The 19,542-nt window shown below is 39.7% G+C and carries 17 protein-coding genes; 10 read left to right on the top strand and 7 right to left on the bottom strand.

The genetic code is table 11. The features are described 5' to 3' along the window. Nucleotides 1-109 precede the first annotated feature (109 nt). Entirely contained in the window at nucleotides 110-886 is a 777-nt protein-coding gene (locus ABD692_RS18545; protein WP_344769372.1) for a DUF1826 domain-containing protein, read from the bottom strand. Nucleotides 887-987: 101 nt separating this feature from the next. Between ABD692_RS18545 and ABD692_RS18540 the strand changes: the two genes are divergently transcribed. The 3 genes from ABD692_RS18540 to ABD692_RS18530 all read left to right on the top strand — a co-directional run bounded on the left by ABD692_RS18540 (nucleotide 988) and on the right by ABD692_RS18530 (nucleotide 2,853). After that, entirely contained in the window at nucleotides 988-1,842 is an 855-nt protein-coding gene (locus tag ABD692_RS18540) for a helix-turn-helix transcriptional regulator (protein ID WP_344769370.1), read from the top strand. A gap of 85 nt (nucleotides 1,843-1,927) precedes the next feature. Further along, nucleotides 1,928-2,344 (top strand): OsmC family peroxiredoxin, encoded by a 417-nt coding sequence (locus ABD692_RS18535; RefSeq protein ID WP_344769368.1) that lies wholly within the window; start codon nucleotides 1,928-1,930, stop codon nucleotides 2,342-2,344. 14 nt (nucleotides 2,345-2,358) lie between these two features. After that, complete coding sequence (locus ABD692_RS18530; protein WP_344769366.1) at nucleotides 2,359-2,853, top strand: hypothetical protein; 495 nt, start codon at nucleotides 2,359-2,361, stop codon at nucleotides 2,851-2,853. 248 nt (nucleotides 2,854-3,101) lie between these two features. On the opposite strand, the gene ABD692_RS18525 is transcribed toward ABD692_RS18530, so the two are convergent. Next, complete coding sequence (locus tag ABD692_RS18525) at nucleotides 3,102-4,172, bottom strand: SDR family oxidoreductase (RefSeq protein WP_344769364.1); 1,071 nt, start codon at nucleotides 4,170-4,172, stop codon at nucleotides 3,102-3,104. Between the two features lie 136 nt (nucleotides 4,173-4,308). On the opposite strand from ABD692_RS18525, the gene ABD692_RS18520 reads away from it, so the two are divergent. Further along, nucleotides 4,309-4,887: a Crp/Fnr family transcriptional regulator gene (locus ABD692_RS18520; protein ID WP_344769362.1), complete on the top strand. Its 579-nt coding sequence runs from the start codon at nucleotides 4,309-4,311 to the stop codon at nucleotides 4,885-4,887. 306 nt (nucleotides 4,888-5,193) lie between these two features. On the opposite strand, the gene ABD692_RS18515 is transcribed toward ABD692_RS18520, so the two are convergent. Continuing rightward, nucleotides 5,194-5,724 carry an NAD(P)H-dependent oxidoreductase gene (locus ABD692_RS18515; protein ID WP_344769360.1) on the bottom strand — a complete coding sequence of 177 codons (531 nt, stop codon included), beginning with the start codon at nucleotides 5,722-5,724 and terminating at the stop codon, nucleotides 5,194-5,196. Nucleotides 5,725-5,819: 95 nt separating this feature from the next. On the opposite strand from ABD692_RS18515, the gene ABD692_RS18510 reads away from it, so the two are divergent. Next, nucleotides 5,820-6,209 carry a winged helix-turn-helix transcriptional regulator gene (locus ABD692_RS18510; RefSeq protein ID WP_344769358.1) on the top strand — a complete coding sequence of 130 codons (390 nt, stop codon included), beginning with the start codon at nucleotides 5,820-5,822 and terminating at the stop codon, nucleotides 6,207-6,209. A gap of 6 nt (nucleotides 6,210-6,215) precedes the next feature. Here the strand turns inward: ABD692_RS18510 and ABD692_RS18505 are convergent, their stop codons facing one another. Together ABD692_RS18505 and ABD692_RS18500 are read right to left on the bottom strand one after the other, a co-directional pair. Further along, complete coding sequence (locus tag ABD692_RS18505; RefSeq protein WP_344769356.1) at nucleotides 6,216-6,689, bottom strand: DinB family protein; 474 nt, start codon at nucleotides 6,687-6,689, stop codon at nucleotides 6,216-6,218. A gap of 1,085 nt (nucleotides 6,690-7,774) precedes the next feature. Continuing rightward, on the bottom strand, nucleotides 7,775-9,106 hold the full coding sequence (locus ABD692_RS18500; RefSeq protein WP_344769354.1) for a putative sensor domain DACNV-containing protein: 1,332 nt from the start codon (nucleotides 9,104-9,106) through the stop codon (nucleotides 7,775-7,777). Between the two features lie 460 nt (nucleotides 9,107-9,566). On the opposite strand from ABD692_RS18500, the gene ABD692_RS18495 reads away from it, so the two are divergent. The 5 genes from ABD692_RS18495 (at nucleotide 9,567) to ABD692_RS18475 (ending at nucleotide 14,816) form a co-directional block, all read left to right on the top strand. Further along, the gene (locus ABD692_RS18495) at nucleotides 9,567-10,349 is read left to right on the top strand and encodes a (2Fe-2S)-binding protein (RefSeq protein WP_344769352.1); all 783 of its coding nucleotides are present in this window, start codon (nucleotides 9,567-9,569) and stop codon (nucleotides 10,347-10,349) included. 14 nt (nucleotides 10,350-10,363) lie between these two features. Then, entirely contained in the window at nucleotides 10,364-11,347 is a 984-nt protein-coding gene (locus ABD692_RS18490) for an FAD binding domain-containing protein (protein ID WP_344769350.1), read from the top strand. A gap of 10 nt (nucleotides 11,348-11,357) precedes the next feature. Beyond that, nucleotides 11,358-13,490: a xanthine dehydrogenase family protein molybdopterin-binding subunit gene (locus tag ABD692_RS18485; RefSeq protein WP_344769348.1), complete on the top strand. Its 2,133-nt coding sequence runs from the start codon at nucleotides 11,358-11,360 to the stop codon at nucleotides 13,488-13,490. Between the two features lie 78 nt (nucleotides 13,491-13,568). Next, the gene (locus ABD692_RS18480; protein WP_344769346.1) at nucleotides 13,569-13,973 is read left to right on the top strand and encodes a hypothetical protein; all 405 of its coding nucleotides are present in this window, start codon (nucleotides 13,569-13,571) and stop codon (nucleotides 13,971-13,973) included. Between the two features lie 291 nt (nucleotides 13,974-14,264). Continuing rightward, nucleotides 14,265-14,816, top strand: coding sequence for a hypothetical protein (locus ABD692_RS18475; protein WP_344769344.1), 552 nt, complete (start codon nucleotides 14,265-14,267; stop codon nucleotides 14,814-14,816). A 1,489-nt stretch (nucleotides 14,817-16,305) separates the two neighbouring features. Here ABD692_RS18475 and ABD692_RS18470 read toward each other — a convergent pair. Beyond that, nucleotides 16,306-18,114, bottom strand: a complete 1,809-nt coding sequence (locus ABD692_RS18470; RefSeq protein ID WP_344769342.1) for a glycoside hydrolase family 13 protein — start codon at nucleotides 18,112-18,114, stop codon at nucleotides 16,306-16,308. A gap of 61 nt (nucleotides 18,115-18,175) precedes the next feature. Then, complete coding sequence (locus ABD692_RS18465; protein ID WP_344769340.1) at nucleotides 18,176-19,531, bottom strand: alpha-amylase family glycosyl hydrolase; 1,356 nt, start codon at nucleotides 19,529-19,531, stop codon at nucleotides 18,176-18,178. Between the last annotated feature and the right edge of the window lie 11 nt (nucleotides 19,532-19,542).

The following is a 19,542-nucleotide window of genomic DNA, read 5'->3' as shown; positions in this document are numbered from 1 at the left end:
CAACAGTTACATTACATAAAATTCAAGATTACCCGCATCGATATCAGTTACTGTTTTTAATTGATAATGAGGTTCTCACTAACTAGAATAATGGATCATCACCTGTCACCTAGCATATTAAAAGCAGTCGGTATTCCCCTTGGTTTTCTAGTGGCGCACGGTGAATACAGGGCAAAGCGCTCTGGCCAGGATGATCAACAGCTAATTTCCACAAATGGCCTGTGTCTAAATTAATTGAGGTGGCACCTAGTTTAGGCTGGTAATGTAGATCAAAAAAATATTCGCTTAGGAAGCTTTCGAATCCTTCATCTGGCCCATCGTATAGTGCTTCGAGCTTTTGACGAATCTCGGGGATCAAAACCTTTTTTTCAGCCTGATGATTAGCAATAATATCGCTTGCCGCACCATGATAGGTACATAAAAAGGTATCGGTATCCTCCGCAGAACGATCAACATGATAGGAGTAAACATCTGTAGAAATAAAGCCAAGTTCTTCATCGCGTGCATAACTTTTAATCAAGTTCAGCACAGGTAAGGCACCGAGGTCCTGGAGTAAATTCAGATCGTTAATTATTATATCCCTTGCAATCACTCCTTCTTCCGACAGCGGCAAAATTAAAAGATCTTGAATAGAAATATCCGTTATATCATCTTTTGCCTGCAGCTTGGAAACGATTTCGCTGAAATCTCCTTTTAAATCCCTGAACCAGCAAACAGCGTTGTTTTCCCCCTGAAACCTCATGCTAATCAGTTCGTTAAATGATGAAACCACTTTAACCTGGTTGCTTTCTGAAAATTTGTTATCCATACTTACCCACAAAAATAAATAATCAGTTTCAATACCTACCAAAAAATCGTTTGCAGATACTTCGACTACGCTCAGCATGACTGGATGTTCAGGGTTGCGATTAAAGATTAAGGTGTTGAAGTTTCCCCGCCAAAAACATCAAAACTAATATTACTATATTTGATGAGGCCCAACAACAGATGATCAGCGAACACCAACATTACGACTTATTTGGCAAAACACTATTAGAAGTTTTGGTATTAAAGCCGCCTTTCGTTTACAAAATGCCTTCAGCAGATAATGCCTGTTTTCATTATATGCTCGAAAATGAAATGGAATACAAAGTTGATGAGAAACAGTTAAACGTTGGCAACAAAGAATCGGTGCTGCTTAATTGCAGAACCGTTGGCAACCATATGACCAGTTTGAGTTCTGCAAGCCAAAACAAGTTGATTATTGTACATTTCCATCCCGATATTTTAAAAAAAATATACGACAGGGAATTGCCGAGGCTTTTGCAACAGCCAAAAAATAATGTTTCGAACAAAACCAGCGAAAAAATTAACAACGAGTTTTTAATCCAGAAGTATATAGAAGGCTTACTGTTTTATTTCGAAAACCCCTTGTTGGTTAATGAAGATATTTTGGTGTTGAAATTAAAGGAGATTATCATTTTACTTTCTCAAACTAAAAATGCCGATGCTGTACAAATGATTTTGGCGCAGTTGTTCTCCCCTACCATTTATTCCTTCAAACAAATTATAGAGGCCAATCTATTCGCTCCCATTACCCTTAATGAACTGGCAGATTACTGCAACCTCAGTTTATCATCCTTCAAAAGAGAATTTGCCAAACATTACAACGATACACCTGCCAACTACATTAAAAGCAAGCGACTGGAAAAAGCAGCGGAACTCTTAATGGTTTCCAATATGCGCATTACAGAGATTGCTTTTGAATGTGGCTTTAACGAACTGGCCAATTTTACCAGGAGTTTTCACGATAAATTTAGCATTACGCCCAGCAATTACAGGTTGAACCAAATTGCCAAATAATTGAACCAAATAGCAAAAGGCCTTTCTGTTTTCTACTCCATATTTGCATTGTCAATAACGACAAAAAATATAAAAACTAGAAAATATGAAACGTACAGCACAAGCACAATGGTTTGGTAACCTAAAAGAAGGTAAAGGCGACATTACTACACAAAGTGGAATTTTAAACCACACTAACTATAGTTTCAAAACCCGTTTTACAGGCGAAGAAACAGGTACCAATCCTGAAGAATTATTAGCGGCTGCCCATGCGGGCTGTTTTACCATGGCGGTTAGTGCAGCCTTAACCGAAAAAGGTTTAACTCCACAATCATTACACACAGAGGCAATTGTGCAAATGGAAGGTTTGTCCATCACAACCGTACACCTTAACATTACTGGTCAGGTAGAAGGTTTAAGTGCTGATGACTTTGAATCGATTACCAAAATTGCAGAAAAAAATTGCTTAATCTCTAAAGTATTAAGCATTCCAATAAGCTCAGAAGCACATCTTTTAGCCTAATTAAAGATAAAATTATGGGATTATCATCATTAGGAATTTTTCATACCATTATAGGTGTTGCGGCTATTGTTGCCGCAATCATATCTTATATTAAATATGCAAAAATCAATTTAGCAGTAACATCTGGCAAAATATATGCTTACAGTACCATCATCACCTCGTTAACCGCCCTGGGCATTTCAAAACACGGTGGCTTTAATGCAGGCCATGTGTTCTCCATATTTATCCTGACTTTAATTATGGCAGCTTATTTCCTGTTTAGTCGAAAGCCAGGCAATAACAGAAATCGATACGTAGAAAATTTCCTGCTCTCCTTCAGTTTTTTTCTATCTTGGGTGCCTACCATTAACGAAACCTTTACCCGTGTGCCACTTGGGCACCCCTTGGCAAAAGGCCCAACTGATTCAATTATTGGCCAAACCTTATTAGTGCTGCTGGTTTTGTTCATTGTAGGTTCAGTTTTACAATTTTCTAAACAAAAGAAAATTAACAAGACACTTGACCTTTAAATAAGCCATCGAAAAGGGTTTTAATATTCAAATTCCTGTTCAAACCTGGGCAGGAATTTTTGAATGTTGATTGAAATCATAATTCAAAGTCATCAAGGAATCTTTTGCGGGTTTGGATTTACATTTCGGAGAGAAACACCCTCCTTATTTTAAGGAGGGGTTGCGGGTGGTTTAAATGAATTATATTATCTTAATCGGAGGCCGAAAGATAAATAAAGTCATATGGGCAGAGCAAGTTCTGCCCTGAACTATGGAATCAGATGAGATGCACGCAGTTCATCAAACAATTCGAAAAACGTTTCTTCCGTATCCTGATAAACCTGAAAACCCATTTTCCTACTCTTGCCCATGTCGGTCATCACTTCAATTGGTCTGCCTAAATCCAGATCGGTATGCCATGCCGAAGACAAACGGCTAAGTTCGGTTTCCTTAAGCTGGTATTTTTTAGCAATTTCTGCCCAGATCGCTGCATCACCAGCCATCTCCTTTTCCAATGGTTTAATATGCATTTCAAAACCCACAGCCTCAATACCAAAGTAATCAGCTAAACGGAACCAGAGTCTGCTCCAGCGGAAAACTTCACCATTTACGACATTAAATGCCTGGTTCTTTGCAGCATCTGTGGTAGCAGCCCAGATCAGATGTTTAGCCAACACTCTGGCATCTGTAAGATCCGAAATCCCGTTCCATTGCGCTTCCGATCCAGGCCAAATAAATTTTCGCCCAGTTTCTTTGCAAATCGAGGCATAAGCAGCCAGGGTGGTGCCCATGTTCATCGCATTCCCGATAGCCTTTCCAATAACGGTGTGCGGACGGTGGATGCTCCAGCTAAACCGATCACGGGTTGCAGCCGCATAAACCTCGTCTTCCTGTGCGTAATAGAAGTTTTCAATATCCAATCTTGGATGCGATTCCCGTACAGGCGTTTCAGGTAAAAATCCTTCCTTCGCATAAGCCTCGAATGGGCCGAGGTAATGTTTTAGTCCCGTCACCAAAGCCACATGTTCTACTGAACCTTTGGCCGAAAGCACATCCAAAAGATTTCTAACCATGAGAGCATTAACCCTTATATTTTCAGATTCCGTATCCTGGCGCATCCAGGTGGTAATAAATATGTGTGTAGGTTTAATGTCTTTTAACCCAGCTCTCAGGCTTTCCATCTCCAGCAAATCTGCTGAAATGGGTTTCAAACCTTCAATATCTGTATTCGGTTTACGGGCAAGACCAAAAGTTTCCCAGCCCGCATTAATTAATTCTTTGGCTAAGTTGGAGCCAGTTATACCACTCGAACCTACTACCAATGCAACTTTATTTCTCATGTTTTTTTTATACAATATTAACGTTAAGGCCATGTTTTTTTCTTGATCTGCATCATGAAATAATCTTGACCTGGATCAAGTAAACAATTCTCTGGTGGGTTTCCTTTGGGTGAAAAGCTTATCTTTGCCAGCGAAAATGGTAGAGGTACTTTTTGAGCATATAGAAAAAAAGGTGACGTTAAGCGATGCAGAACGTGCAGCCGTAAAAGATTTTTTTACACCAAAAAGTCTTCGTAAAAGACAATACCTGCTGCAAGCTGGAGACAGCTGTAAATACCTGGCTTTCATTGCAGAAGGTTTGCTGAGAACTTATAATACCGATGATAAGGGAAATGAGCATGTGAGTGTATTTGGATGGGAAGGCTGGTGGCTTTCAGACTTTAACAGTTTTCTAACTGGAGAACCAGCCATTTATAACATCGATGCCATCGAAGATGCACAGCTACTGCTACTTTCGCGTGCAGACTACGAAAAACTGACCCTGAATGTACCCATTATGGATCGCTATTTCAGAATACTTTTTCAAAACAGCATCCTCACAAAAGAACGAAGGCTGACCAGTTCGATCAGCCACACGGCGAAAGAAAAATACCTGGAATTTATCAGTAGCAATCCCGAAGTATCCAAGCGCATTCCCCAACATTTGATTGCTTCCTATCTAGGTATCGCACCCGAAACAATTAGCCGTATCAAAAAAGATTTGCTAAAAAAATAACCACATTTTAATCCTGAGTGAAGTCGAAGAACAACCCAGCTTATCATAAACTGTCACCCTGAGCAAAGTCGAAGGGCAACCCAGCTTATCATAATCTATCACCCTGAGCGAAGTCGAACGGCAACCCAGCTTATCATAATCTATCACCGGGAGCGAAGTCAAAGGGCACCCAGTTTATCATAAACTGTCACCCTGAGCGAAGTTGAAGGGCATCCCAGCTTATCATAAACTGTCACCCTGAGCGAAGTTGAAGGGCAACCCAGCTTATCATAAACTGTCACCCTGAGCGAAGTCGAAGGGCACTTACTAAAAATCAGCTAAAAAATCCAGGTATGATTTTACACCCTCTTCGATATGAATATCTGAAGCATTATGTTCCATTCCATAAAAAGCGAAGAGTGGTTGGTAATCTGCCTTAATATATTCAAAACTTAATTCAAATGGCCTGGTAAGTTCGTTTAGCGGATACTTGTAAATTCCTGATGTACTTAACTCATACGCTTCAACGCCCAAGGATATGGCTAGCGCTATTTTTTTTCCCGCCATACGATAACCACTTTTACTACCGTAAGCCCAGCCATGGACTAAAACTTCATCGAGCCATTTCTTTAAAAACGAAGGACAATTAAACCAGTAGTAGGGAAATTGAAAAATAATTTTATCGTGCTGTTCCACTAAAAGCTGTTCCGCTAAAACATCTATTTTTTCATCTGGATAAGCTTCATGTAACTGATGAATCGTATAACTTTCAGGAAATTTACTTAATTCCTCTATCCATCTTTTATTAATTACAGATTCGTTTATATTTGGGTGGGTGACAATTATCAATGTTTTCATCTTAAGTTTTTAAAATATTTAACACAAAGTTATTACCTAACCCAAGCTTTTGTATATTAACTGCCAATTGTTAGGTACTATATAAAATGTAAGTAATGAGTGAGATTAAAGAAACGTCGACCAACTTCGCCAACAAATTAGCTCTTGCCGATGAATGTCTGGAAGCCTACGCTTCAAATATTATTGGAGGTCAGTGGACTTTGGTAATCTGTTCCTGGTTATTGAATGGGAAGCTGAGGTTTGGAGCGCTAAAAAAAAACTTACCAAACATTACCGAACGAATGTTAACCTTACAATTGCGGAAGCTAGAAGAAAATAAAATAATCAGTAGAACGGTTTACGCAGAAGTTCCTTCTCGTGTAGAATATGAATTAACACCAATTGGATACGCATTAAAACCTGTAATCAAAGCATTGGAAAGCTGGGGCGATGAGCACAAGAAATTAATGAAAGAACCCCAGGAGGTTTCTGGTTCAAAAAATTGAGGTGCTTTAATTATTGAATAACAGCTTCAAATACGTAAAAATCACCCCGCTATGCTCTGCTTCGTGATAATTAGCAGCTTGAAGTGCCTGAACATGATTTCTCACTTGAAATCCAATGGGTAACTCAAAGGGCGTATAATTAACAAATAATCCAGCTTCCAGATCCAATTCTAGGCGGTTAACCGTATCAATCAATAAATGTTTTACCTCATTAACATCTGGAGTAATTTTCCATGAAGCTGGCGACGATCCAATTTTGAAGGATTCCATGAATTCATTGGATATATACATGGGCAATCCACTTCGCATATACATATGTCTTTGCTGAGAAGTAATGCAATGGCCGATTTGCCAAATTATATTATTGTTAAAACCCGCAGGAATTTTAAATAATATCTCATAATTACTGGTTTCCATTAATTGAAATAGCCTGATCCTGCTAGCTCTTAAAATTTCACATTCGAAACGTTCATTAATCATTTAAATTGATTTAAGTCTTTAATAAAGCTAGAAGCCATAGTATTCTCTAAATTAATCTTTTCAGATTAATGTTCAAACTTAGTACCTTTTAGGAATATAGAAAGCAAAAGTATATTATTGATTCATATTATGCTTCGCGTACCCTAACCTGCAATGCCATTAACTTAAGGAAAAACAAAAAAGAATGGTCATCCTGAGCGTAGTCGAAGGACAGATTATTTTTGTTTTCGACCATCAAACTGGTCTTCGGCTACGCTCAGACTGACAACACTTAGGGAAAACAAAAAAGAATGGTCATCCTGAGCGTAGTCGAAGGACAGGTTATTTTTTTGTTTTCGACCATCAAACTGGTCTTCGACTACGCTCAGACTGACAACACTTAGGGAAAAACAAAAAAGAATGGTCATCCTGAGCCTAGTCGAAGAACAGATTATTTTTTGTTTTCGACCATCAAACTGGTCTTCTACTATGCTCAGACTGACAACACTTGTGCTTCAGTTAATAACATTGCCCTAACCCGCTCTTCTAAATGTTAACCGCAGCGCATATCAAAGGAATAAGAATCTAATTTGAAAACTCTTAATTTCCTTTTATATACTCCGTTAGTAATCGTTTTTTAAAAGATCTCTAAGCGGGATAAAAATTTAACATGCCTTAAAATGCAATCATCATGCCTTAGGACTGGGATGGGCATGCAATGGGAAAGCAGGATGCCTTTAATGGACTATAGCGAGCTAGCAAGTTAAAAGGAGCGTAAGTATTCGACTATTGGGTATCAACAAAAATAGAATTTCAATTTAGTACTATTACAGTACTCTATCTATGCTTTATCCCTACCTGATCTATGCTTTATCTATACATTTGGCTAGCTGATGCAATTAAAAATCCAGCGTTAATTCACGAAAATTCCAACGCTATTAAGAAATTTGTTATTATAGCTTGAGGGATTTACTTCCAGACAAATCGCTTTAGCGAACTAATAATCAAATATTTACAACACAAACTACACAATATCATGAAATTTTTGATAGTCAGATAAATTCAATTGTCTTTTTATAAAGTGGACGTTCCGCTTAAACTAAAATTTAACCTGACGCTTTCCGCTTCTTTTGGCTTCCTGTCATGTATTGCTGGGTTTTGATGTTCTCCCACATAATCAGCTTATCTTCGATTTTCGAGAAAGCTCTGATATCTCCATCCTGAGATATTACCAGTCCAAGTGCAGAGGGATGGTTCCAACAATAAGCAATCATAGAACGGTGCCTAGTGCCATAATGCCTTGGGTCATGTGGTTCAAGTGACTTTGGTGTAGCAGTAGCAGTGGAAGAAACATGGATTTTTCTGGGCATCTTCTTTGCACGGAGCACAGCGCCAAAGCCATTACTAACCATACTGCGATTGAATAATACCACGCCATCTACGCAGGTTTGTGAAGCAATAAAGCTGATCGCACCTTTGATCTCATCGCCTGTCCCCTTTTTACCATAAAAAGAACTTGTCTCTTTTAAATAAAGTGCCTTGTTAACCGATCTTTTGCCAGCACTGAGTTGCGTTTCTATTTTACTCTCCGCAACAAAGTTATCAATCGCGGCTTTGGCATGAGAAACCATGGCAAGAGTAAGGCGCTCATAGTGAATTCGGTATTTAACATCAAGGTCAGCGCTATCATCCGCAATAAGTATTGCACCCCCATGCTGATAGTTCTGTATCTTTAGCAAGAGCCTTGAAAAAGTCTGGATCCACAGACCGTCCAAAAAATTCTCCCAGTCGGTATAGTTCTCTTCAGGATGAATCTGCTCAATATATTCTTTTATGGAAATCTTCAGAAAGTCTGCATTCTTCCTCAACATTTTAGATATCGGACCAATGGTAAGCACATCCAGATAACGCTTAACCAGAACATTGTGCTTCAAGGTGGCTAATAGCTCATAATCAAAGAGTACATTTAGCGTACCAATATCACTAATCGAAACCTGAAAAAGGCCAGGCTGTTCAGAACCAGTATCAGACTCATAATTCAAAAAGTTCTGATAATGCATCGCCTGGTCAATCATCCCCCAGATGTAAATACACCCTTTCTCATCGTAATACACCGCGAGAGAAGAGCTGGCGGGATCTGCCGCTTTTGAAAGTTTCGCCAGCGACTTAGTGGTCATCATAACATGGTGATCGAAAGGAACGCAGCTCCATCTCTCTGGAACAATATGCTTTGGAGGAGCAGGATCTGGGTTAGCGGGGTCTATAAAAGTCACAGTTACTCTTATCAGCTCACTTTCCTCCTTGCACATGCTCGAGTAAAACAGGCAATCGAATAGGTCTTCAAGAATTTTAATTTCAGGAAGCGTTGAACTGCTTTTGGCTAGCCTGAGCTTGTTATGCACCAAAACTGCCAAGTCATTAGGGCGTGAGTTTTCCAAGTTTTTATTATTTAGCTATCAAACAGATGATTTTGAAAATCGTTTGCGCTCAAGCTCATAATTGCTAAAACTAATAAGCATAATCTCTGCCAGGAATCCATTTGGACTGTCTGGTATCATTATGCTACAAACAAAGGCGATCTGGATACTGGTTAAAAAGCCAATTAACTGCCTTGTGCAATGCTGCGCATTTGAGGCAAGAATGGCTTCTTAATAGGTAAATCGCTGGAGGATGTGCTTATGGATCTTAAAGAACAATTCGACTAATTCGGCTTTTAATTTTCATTGAGGTGTTATTGAAGGCTACATTGTTTTTTAATTTGCGGATTTTTTTCCTTGTAGGGCGATTTCTCCGTCATGTATCATTTTTGATTTAATAAAACTAAGTGTTTTCGAGATTGTTTATTCTTTAAGTAGTTGGTTTAAAACCTGCTGCAGGGTTATCATTCCATTCATCAACATGAAAAATAACAAAACATTGCTCAGCCCTGAAGAACGAAAGCTTTTCGGCGACTTAATGCCTGAAGAACTTGAAGAGGTCCTCACTTCGGGTTTTAACAGAAGACATTTTTTGAAACTGATGGGCCTTGCAACCTCTGGAATGTTGGCCAGCCACCTTATCGGTGCAGAACAGCTTTTTGCACGGGCGGCAACCATTGAGGAAATTCCTCACCTGATTCCTGAAGCTATCGAAAATGGCATCCATGTTAATTTTAAGGTAAATTCTACGGAAAGGAAGGTACTCGTTGATTCGAGAATGACTTTGCTGGACACGCTCCGCGAAAGGATTGGATTGACTGGTTCTAAAAAAGGCTGTGACCACGGTCAGTGTGGCGCCTGTACAGTAATTGTTAACGGCAACCGCGTACTTTCCTGCCTAACGCTGGCTGCTAGTTGTGAGGGAAAATCAGTGATCACCATTGAGGGGCTTGCCAAAGGCAGTGAACTTAACCCAATGCAGGCAGCCTTTTTAAAACATGACGGTTTTCAATGTGGCTTCTGCACGCCAGGACAGATTTGTTCTGCTGTGGCTTTAATGAAAGAAGCCAAAGAAGGTCAGGCAAGTTTTATAACTGGCGATATTCGAAATCAAAAACAAGGACTGCTTTTAAGTGATGAGGAAATTTCAGAACGGATGTCTGGAAATATCTGTAGATGTGGTGCCTATCCGAACATTGTGGATGCCATTAAAGAAGCGCAGAGCGGAAAAAATGTCGAACAAAACTGGCTTTATGCAGGCTAAAATACTCTATTGATATGAACCCTTTTAAATTTTCTATGGCACAAAATCCCAATCAGGTGATTTCGATGCTATTAAAGAATGAAAATGCTGCCTTGCTCGGCGGTGGAACCAATCTGCTGGATTTGATGAAGGAACATGTTTCCAATCCCAATGAGCTGATTGACATCAGTGGATTGGACCTGGGCGCAATAAACCAGAGTTCCATCGGCATAAGCCTGGGCGCAACTGCAAAAAATACCGATACAGCAAACCATCCGACGGTGAGAAAAGATTTCCCTATGTTAAGCAAAGCTATTTTGGCTGGTGCATCAGCGCAGATCAGGAATATGGCAACCAACGGCGGAAACCTGTTACAAAGAACGCGTTGTAGTTATTTTTACGATATTGCCATGCCCTGCAATAAACGGCAGCCAGGCAGCGGATGCGCTGCAATGGAAGGCTTCAACCGAATGCATGCCATCTTTGGCTGGTCGAATAAATGTGTAGCGGTATACCCTTCTGATATGGCCGTAGCACTTTCAGCTTTGCGGGCATCAGTAAGGGTACTTCAACCCGACGGTAATCTCAGAAACATCGCATTTGATGACTTCCACCTGCTGCCAGGATCGCAACCTGAAAAAGACAATAGCTTAAAACGAGGCGAATTAATTACCTCTATTGAAATTCCAAAAAATGAACTTGCAGCACACTCTTCCTATATAAAAGTAAGGGATCGGAATTCTTATGCATTTGCTTTGGTTTCAGTTGCCACAGGACTTGAAATCAAAGAAGGGCGAATAAATGCTGCACATATTTCGCTTGGTGGGGTTGCGCATAAACCCTGGCGGGCTTTCAAGGCTGAAGCCTATTTGAAAGGTAAAACGCCTAGTCAGGCAAATTTTAGAAAAGCAGCGGAAATGGAGATGGTTTCTGCAAAACCGCTTTCACAAAACAAATTCAAAGTTCAGATGGCTGAAAACTGCATCGTAAAAGGACTTGAATTGGCACTAAAGGGATAATCTTAGTAAAATGGAAGAAAAAAACAAAGCGATTGGCAAGGGTATTGACAGGATTGACGGGATACTGAAAATAACAGGAAAAGCAAGCTATGCAACTGATTATCCTGAGAAAAACATCGCATACGCGGTTCTTTTTAAGAGCACAATTGCCTTTGGTAAAATTACCGAGATAGAAAGTAATGATGCGAAAAAATCAACAGGTGTAATTGCAGTCATTACCCATGAAAATGCTCCTAAGTTAAACGTTAAGGGGGGCTTGAGGGGTGGTGCCCTTTTGCAAAGCCCAGATATTATGTTTTATGGCCAACACATTGGAATGGTTGTCGCCGAAACCTTTGAGCAGGCAACTGCAGCCGCGAATCTTATAAAAGTTAAATACGAGCAAGCAGCTAATCAGAAAACTGATTTTGATTTGGAAGCTAAAACTCCAGTAATGCCTAAAGGAAAAGAGCTGCAGGATTTTGTCAAAGGCGCTGGAAAATCTGCCATAACATCAGGACAGATAACTATAGAGGAAGAATATGAAACGCCAATTGAGCACCATCATCCCATGGAACCTCATTCTACGCTGGCGGTATGGAAGGATGAAAATCTTACACTGTATAATGGTTCGCAAATTATAAACGGCGCACAAACTGCAGCCGCAGCAACGCTAAACCTAAAAGCAGAACAGGTTAGAATTGTTTCGCCTTTTATTGGTGGTGGATTTGGATCAAAAGGTGGCCAATGGGCAAACCTGGTGCTGTGTGCTGTAGCTGCCAAAATGGTTAACCGACCTGTAAAACTTGCCTTAACTAGGCAGCAAATGTTCAATTCAGTTGGTTTGCGCCAGCGCAACATTCAAAAAATTACCTTGGCGGCTTCAAAAGATGGAATGCTAAGCACCCTTGCCCATGAAACCATTTCACATACCGCTATTGATGACGAATATATAGAACCTTGTGGCGACTGTTCTAAAATCATGTATGATGCATCTAATACCTTAATCTCTTACCGTTCGGTTCCGATGCATGTTATTCTCCCGACTTACACGCGTGGTCCGGGCAAGTCGACTGGAAGTTTTGCGTTGGAATCTGCTATGGACGAACTTGCGCATAAACTAAATATCGACCCTATTGAGTTAAGAATTAAAAATGAACCCAAACAAGATCCTTCCAATGGGAAGCCCTGGAGTTCAAGAACAACGGTACAATGTTTAAAGGAAGGCGCAAAGGCTTTCGGCTGGGATAAGCGTAAAAAAGCGCCAGGAAGCAATAAAGTCGGCGATGATTTGGTTGGTTATGGGGTAGCCTGTGGTACTTACCCTGCCCGCCAGCGCGACAGCTCGGCCAGTATTAATCTTCGCCTTCAAAATGGAAAAGTCTTTGCAACGGTTGAAATTGCCGCCTCAGATTTGGGTACTGGAACAAATACAATTTTAGCGCAAACGGCTTCCGATGGACTGGGCATTCCTGTTTCACAGATTACCATGAAGATAGGTGATTCATCACTTCCGCCTGCCGCTGGCTCAGTTGGTTCTGTAGGCGCGTCTAGTTTCGCCAACGCGGTTAATGATGCCTGTACAAAAATTACAGATGAACTTTTGGCGAAATCGGGCAAACAGTTTTTTGTGCGACCTACGGCTAACCAGCTTATGGTTTCGGAAAACATAGGTTCCTTTCAGACCCGATCAGATTCCAAAGCGCCTGCTGAAGCTGAAAAATATTCATGCCACAGTTTTAATGCTAATTTTGCGGAGGTTAGAATAAGTAGCGTTACTGGTATGGTTAAAGTAACACGTTTTCTTGCCGTTACTGGCGCAGGTAAAATCTTAAATCCTAAAACTGCCCGTTCTCAGATTATTGGTGGAAATGTTTGGGGGATCGGGATGGCACTGAGTGAAGAATCGGTAATTGACCCTCGTTATGGGAGCTTTGCAACCAGATCGTTTGCAGATTACCACGTCCCATCGAACTTTGATATTGGAAAACTCGACGCCATGTTTATCAATGAAGTCGATTTAGTTCCAAATAAAATGGGCATCAAGGGAATTGGTGAGGTTGGCATTGTAGGCGTTGCTGCAGCAATCGCCAATGCTGTATTTAACGCAACTGGAAAAAGAATAAGGTCACTGCCAATTACTCCAGATAAGTTATTACTTTAATTTGCTATTAACAGGCCTTAATTTCCAACAATTTTAAAGCAGATCAGATTTTTATATTTACGTCATAATTTTTTTAAGTTGCATTTCCTCGTATCCAAACCTGAAGCATTTTATTTCTGCCTGACAATTGGGATTTTCCCTGGCGAATGTCTGATCTTTCACCAAATTGCAGGCTTGGATTCACATCCCAATGCTGCTGATCAACTGCTGCAAAAACCTGGAACTATACGCCTGGAAAAGGGCATTGCGCTAGAGGGAAGGCTATGGAGCTGGTTGCTTAGCCAGACGAATGAGACCTCGAAAACGGAAACCTTACCCATGGAAATTTCCCTGCTGGGACCAGAAAAGATCTTGTCTGGCTGGCTGCTTATTAAAGCGTCGCCAATAACTGTGGTTTACGATGCAGAAATAGCCGATGGTCAGGTTGTCATTTCTGCATTAGAAATTTCCTTTAACCTCCAGCAATGTATTTACCCGCTATAATTTATTGCCTGATGATCCCTCCAATTCTGATCGGAACATTCTTATGGATTTCCAGACATTTTGCCATAGCAGGAAGTAAAAAAACCGTACCCAGGCTACTCCCCAAACTATTACAGACGTATGTTGTAAGCATTTAATATGAAATACTGACTGATTTTAAGCCGTAATTTTGTATATTAAATAATATGAATTTAAAGATTATTGATACTCATTGTTTTGAGAAATGTCATAATTCTATTTATCCTATAAACTCGTTTTCTTAAAAACTAACTTGCGCAATAAAGCTAACCAATGATACGTCCCTTGCTTTCTTATATTCTGCTCTACTGTGTGCTCTTGGCTATGCCAATTTTATCTAAAGCCGCTACAGATCCTTTAAGAGGAAGAGATTTATTTACAGAAAAACCTAATCGATTAGTAAGTTGGCTAGGCTACATAAAATCGAATCTCAAAGAGGGAATTAGCAACGTTCCAATGTTTATTATTGAAGACACCGACACCTATGCTAAAATAATCTGTGTGCCCAGCAAACCAATTGATTGGAATTCAAAATTTAAAGGGAAAAGCAGTGCCCAAAAAGCCTCAATTACTAAAACATTGGCACAAGGTATTCATGACAGAAGTATTGGTGCTAACCAATTCAGTATTTTTGCTTTTGTAAAACAAGTTACCAATACAAAAAGCAACGTTAAAAGTTCTAGAAGCAACGATATTACATTCCCGTCAAGGATATTTGTTTACGTATCCTCTGGAAGAAAATGGATAAAAATAACGGAGAAGGTTGTTACTAATATTTCAGACTACGGAAATTTACAATACCAAACTGCCACAGCCACTTTATAGCTCTTAATTTCCGTCCTTCGACTACGCTCAGGAGGACCATTCTTTTTTGTTTTCCCTTAAATTAATGACATTGTGGTTTGATCCAATATCATTAACTTAAGCATAAGTTTTGTCAGTCTGAGCGGAGTCGAAGACCAGTTTGATAGTCGAAAACAAAAAATAATCTGTCCTTCGACTACGCTCAGGATGACCATTCTTTTTTGTTTTCCCTTGAGTTAATGACATTGTGGTTTGGCCAAATGCCATTAACTTAAGCATAAGTGTTGTCAGTCTGAGCGGAGTCGAAGACCAGTTTGATGGTCGAAAACAAAAAATAATCCGTCCTTCGACTACGCTCAGGAGGACCATTCTTTTTTGTTTTCCCTTAAATTAATGACATTGTGGTTTGATCCAATATCATTAACTTAAGCATAAGTTTTGTCAGTCTGAGCGGAGTCGAAGACCAGTTTGATGGTTGAAAAGAAAAAATAATCTGTCCTTCGACTACGCTCAGGATGACCATTCTTTTTTGTTTTCCCTTGAGTTAATGACATTGTGGTTTGGCCCAATGTCTTTAACTTAAGCACAAGTGTTGTCAGTCTGAGCGGAGTCGAAGACCAGTTTGATAGTCGAAAACAAAAAATAATCTGTCCTTCGACTACACTCAGGAGAATCATTCTTTTTTGTTTTCCGTTAAATTAATGACATTGTGGTTTGGTCCAATATCATTAACTTAAGCATAAGTGTTGTCAGTCTGAGTGTAGTCGAAGACCAGTTTATGGTCGAAAACAAAAAATAATCTGTCCTTCGACTACGCTCAGGATGACCATTCTTTTTTGTTTTCCCTTAAATTAATGACATTGTGGTTTGATCCAATATCATTAACTTAAGCATAAGTGTTGTCAGTCTGAGTGTAGTCGAAGACCAGTTTGATGGTCGAAAACAAAAAATAATCCGTCCTTCGACTACGCTCAGGATGACCATTCTTTTTTGTTTTCCCTTAAATTAATGACATTGTGGTTTGGCCAAATGCCATTAACTTAAGCATAAGTGTTGTCAGTTTGAGCGTAGTCAAAGACCAGTTTGATGGTCGAAAACAAAAAATAATCCGTCCTTCGACTACGCTCAGGAGGACCATTCTTTTTTGTTTTCCCTTAAATTAATGACATTGTGGTTTGGCCCAATATCATTAACTTAAGCATAAGTGTTGTCAGTTTGAGCGTAGTCGAAGACCAGTTTGATAGTCGAAAACAAAAAATAATCCGTCCTTCGACTACGCTCAGGATGACCATTCTCTTTTGTTTTCCCTTAAGTTAATTTTGTTTTCCCTTAAATAATGACATTGTGGTTTGGTCCCCATTACCGTGGAAATAATTGATTAACTAAAAGCTGCATAATGGCAAAAAAGCAAGGGTCTGCCATCCAGCAAACCACTTGCTAATAACCAAATCAGCGGCGGCTTCGAGGCGCCACTTACTAACTAGTTAACTTAAAAGAATTTATAACGATGTTATTTACTCAAATCCAGAATATACTGTCCCTTAGCTGGAATGGAGATAGACTGTTTAAGTGCAATTTCTTTCGAAGAGATCACATCCTTTCCAGATGAATACCCAGTAATGACATCACTGAATCTATCCAGTTTTAGTTCCTTATCGGTTAACGAACTATTTATTACAACTAATACCGTTTTATCATCCTTAATCCGAGCGAAAACATATACCCCATCCTTTGGGGCATAGTGAATCATTTTTCCTGAGTTAATGGCTGTACTGGTTTTCCGCCATTGAAGAAGTTTTCGCAAATAATCCCATGCTTCATTTTGTTTATCACTTCTGCCTGCAGGGGTAAATTCATCTTTTTTATCATCTGGCCATCCCCCAGGAAAATCAACACGTAAACGCCCGTCACCGTCTTCTTTTGTTCCAACCATTAACACTTCAGTACCGTAATAAATTTGAGGGATTCCACGCATAGTTAGCAGAAAAGCAAGACCCTGCTTGTACCTTTTAAGATCTTTATCTTCCTTCCTGCTAAAACGCCCAAGGTCGTGATTATCTAAAAAAGTGAGCACATTATAAGGATCTGCATATACGAAATCCTGAGCAATATCTTCAAATAGATCGCCTAAGTAACCATTATCCGTTTCCCCGTCAAATGCCTTTTGCATGGCAAATGTGAGGGAAAAATCCATTGGTGTTTTTAAAAAGGGATTTTTTTTATTCAATACAGAATTAGCCTGCCACCAGGCTGGGGAAGTCTTTTTATTATACCAGGTTTCGCCCACAATATTAAAATCAGGATACTCATCATACACTTCTTTATTCCACCTAGCCAGAAAATCAAAATCCATATAAGAGTAGGTATCCTGTCTGATTCCATCAATACGAGCATATTCTATCCACCATATGCTGTTTTGAATGAGATAAGTTGCCAGATGTGGATTCTTTTGATTCAGATCTGGCATCCCACGAGTAAACCACCCATTCAAAAAAGTATTGCGCTCGGTTTGCGAGGCATGCACATCCATAACCGAAACCGTTGCATGGTTAGTCTGTAAAAAAACACCATCATTATTAATCCAGTTTTTGGCTGGCAAATCCTTCATCCACCAATGTGAACTCCCACAATGGTTCAATACCATATCCATCACCATTTTCATACCCTTGTCATGAGTCGCTTTGGTAAGGGCTTTGAACTCTTCATTACTTCCGAAACGCGGATCAGATTGATAAAAATCAGTAATGGCATAGCCGTGATAAGATCCACCACGCATTTTATTTTCCTGAATCGGATTTAGCCATACGGTAGTAATACCAAGATCTTTCATGTAATCAAGCTTCTGCTTTACCCCTTCATAATCTCCTCCATGACGGGCATTAGGGCTTTTTCTGTTCACCAGGACGCTATCCCAGTTATCATTCTGTACGTTTCCATTCACAAATCGATCTGGAGTTATCAAATACAAAACATCCGAAGCATTAAATCCAAGCGCACCACTATTATCTGTGCGGCTTTTGAGCGGGTAATTATAAGTAAATTTTTCAGTGCCATCGGTAAAAGTGATCGGCACTATCCCCGCTTTTGCATTCTTAGAAACATTCACATAAAGAAAAACATAATTCGGGTTCTCAACTTTTACTGCTTGATTTAAAGTAACCCCTTTATAATTCAGACTGACCTTAGCATTACCAATTCCAGGGCCATATACCAAAATCTGAAATTCTGCTTTTTTCATGCCTGTCCACCAGTTTTCTGGTTCAATTCTGGAAATTGAAATCTTGGCAAATGCCTGGTTGGCGGTTAGAAAGATTGCCAAGAGCAATATTTGTATTATCTTTTTGTACATAACCCTTTTAATTATTGGTCGATTTATAATTTTATTTTTGAAGAACGATATATTGGTAAGGTTCAAGTTTTACCACCTGGGCCAAATTAGCTTTCGAGCCATTGAAAGCATCTTTCCACTTGCCCGCTAATGAGACTGGAAGACTGTAATCAATTGGCTTATTTCTCAAATTAGAAAGAACCAACACCTGTTCTCCGTCGAGGGTTTTGCTGAATACGCATACATCGTCACTACTGTAGGAAATCATGGTACCCCTTCTCACCGTTTTACTTTTATTCCAGAAGGCAACTATTTTTTTATAATCAGAAAGCACATCGCCGTTAGCTTCTTGTAAAGACCAGTCAACTGATTTCCCTGTGAAAGGGAAAGTAAGGCGAAATGGGGTTCCGATTTCCTGTCCATTGTAAATCATCGGAATTCCTTTCATATAGGCTGTAACCACAAAAGCTGCCATAGAACCTTTTTTGCCGCCAAAAAGGTCAAGTGGAGTACCATCTGATCCGTTTACATCGTGATTGGTTAGGTAACGAACCACGGCCTGGCCTTCCTTTGCATCTTTATAATCACGTTCATTTAATGCATCAATTGATTTCACTGATTTGTTCTTATTGAATATGCCTTTCATATTCCCGAAATAATTAAAGCCAAAAAAGTAATCAAAACCAGCACTAAGATATTTCGGACTGCTGCCTTCGGCCAACATTAAGAGTTTGTGAGTTTTAATGGTTTTCAAACTATCGTTTACCTGTTTCCAGAAATCTAATGGAGGACCATCTGCGTAATCACAGCGGAAGCCATCGATATTAGCTTTATATACCCATGATTTCATGGAATGAATTAGTGATAACCTAAGTTCCTGATTGCGAAAATCTAATTGGGCCACATCTTTCCATGTTTCCGGATATTTAATTTGCCCGACACTATCGCGCAGGTAATAACCTGGCTTTTCTATCCATGGATGATCCCATGAAGTATGATTGGCCACAATATCGAGCATTACTGCGATATTTCTTCTATGAGCCTCATCCACCAGCTTTCTTAAGTCGTCAAGCGTACCAAATTCTTTCCCAACCTCGTCGTAGTTCATGGTTGCATAGGGAGAATTTGCACCTTTAAGTTTGCCAACTGGATAGATGGGCATCAGATAGATCACATTAATGCCGAGATCTTTTATCGCATCCATTCTAGCCGTAACGCCAGCAAAATCACCTGTCTTACTAAAAGCCCTGGTATTTACCTGATAAAGCATTACATCTCGGCGATCTGGAACGCCTTTAAATGGCTTTCCATACTGAGCTGGATAGGCTTTATCCTGGGCGTGGGTAGAGAACGGTACTATCAGCGCATAAAATGCTGCAAGGAAAAATATCGAAACTTTATTTATCATAAGTAGATTTT

Source organism: Pedobacter ginsengiterrae (assembly GCF_039537385.1).
Classification (GTDB): Bacteria; Bacteroidota; Bacteroidia; order Sphingobacteriales; family Sphingobacteriaceae; genus Pedobacter; species Pedobacter ginsengiterrae.
This window is presented reverse-complemented; position numbering and strand designations above follow the sequence as displayed.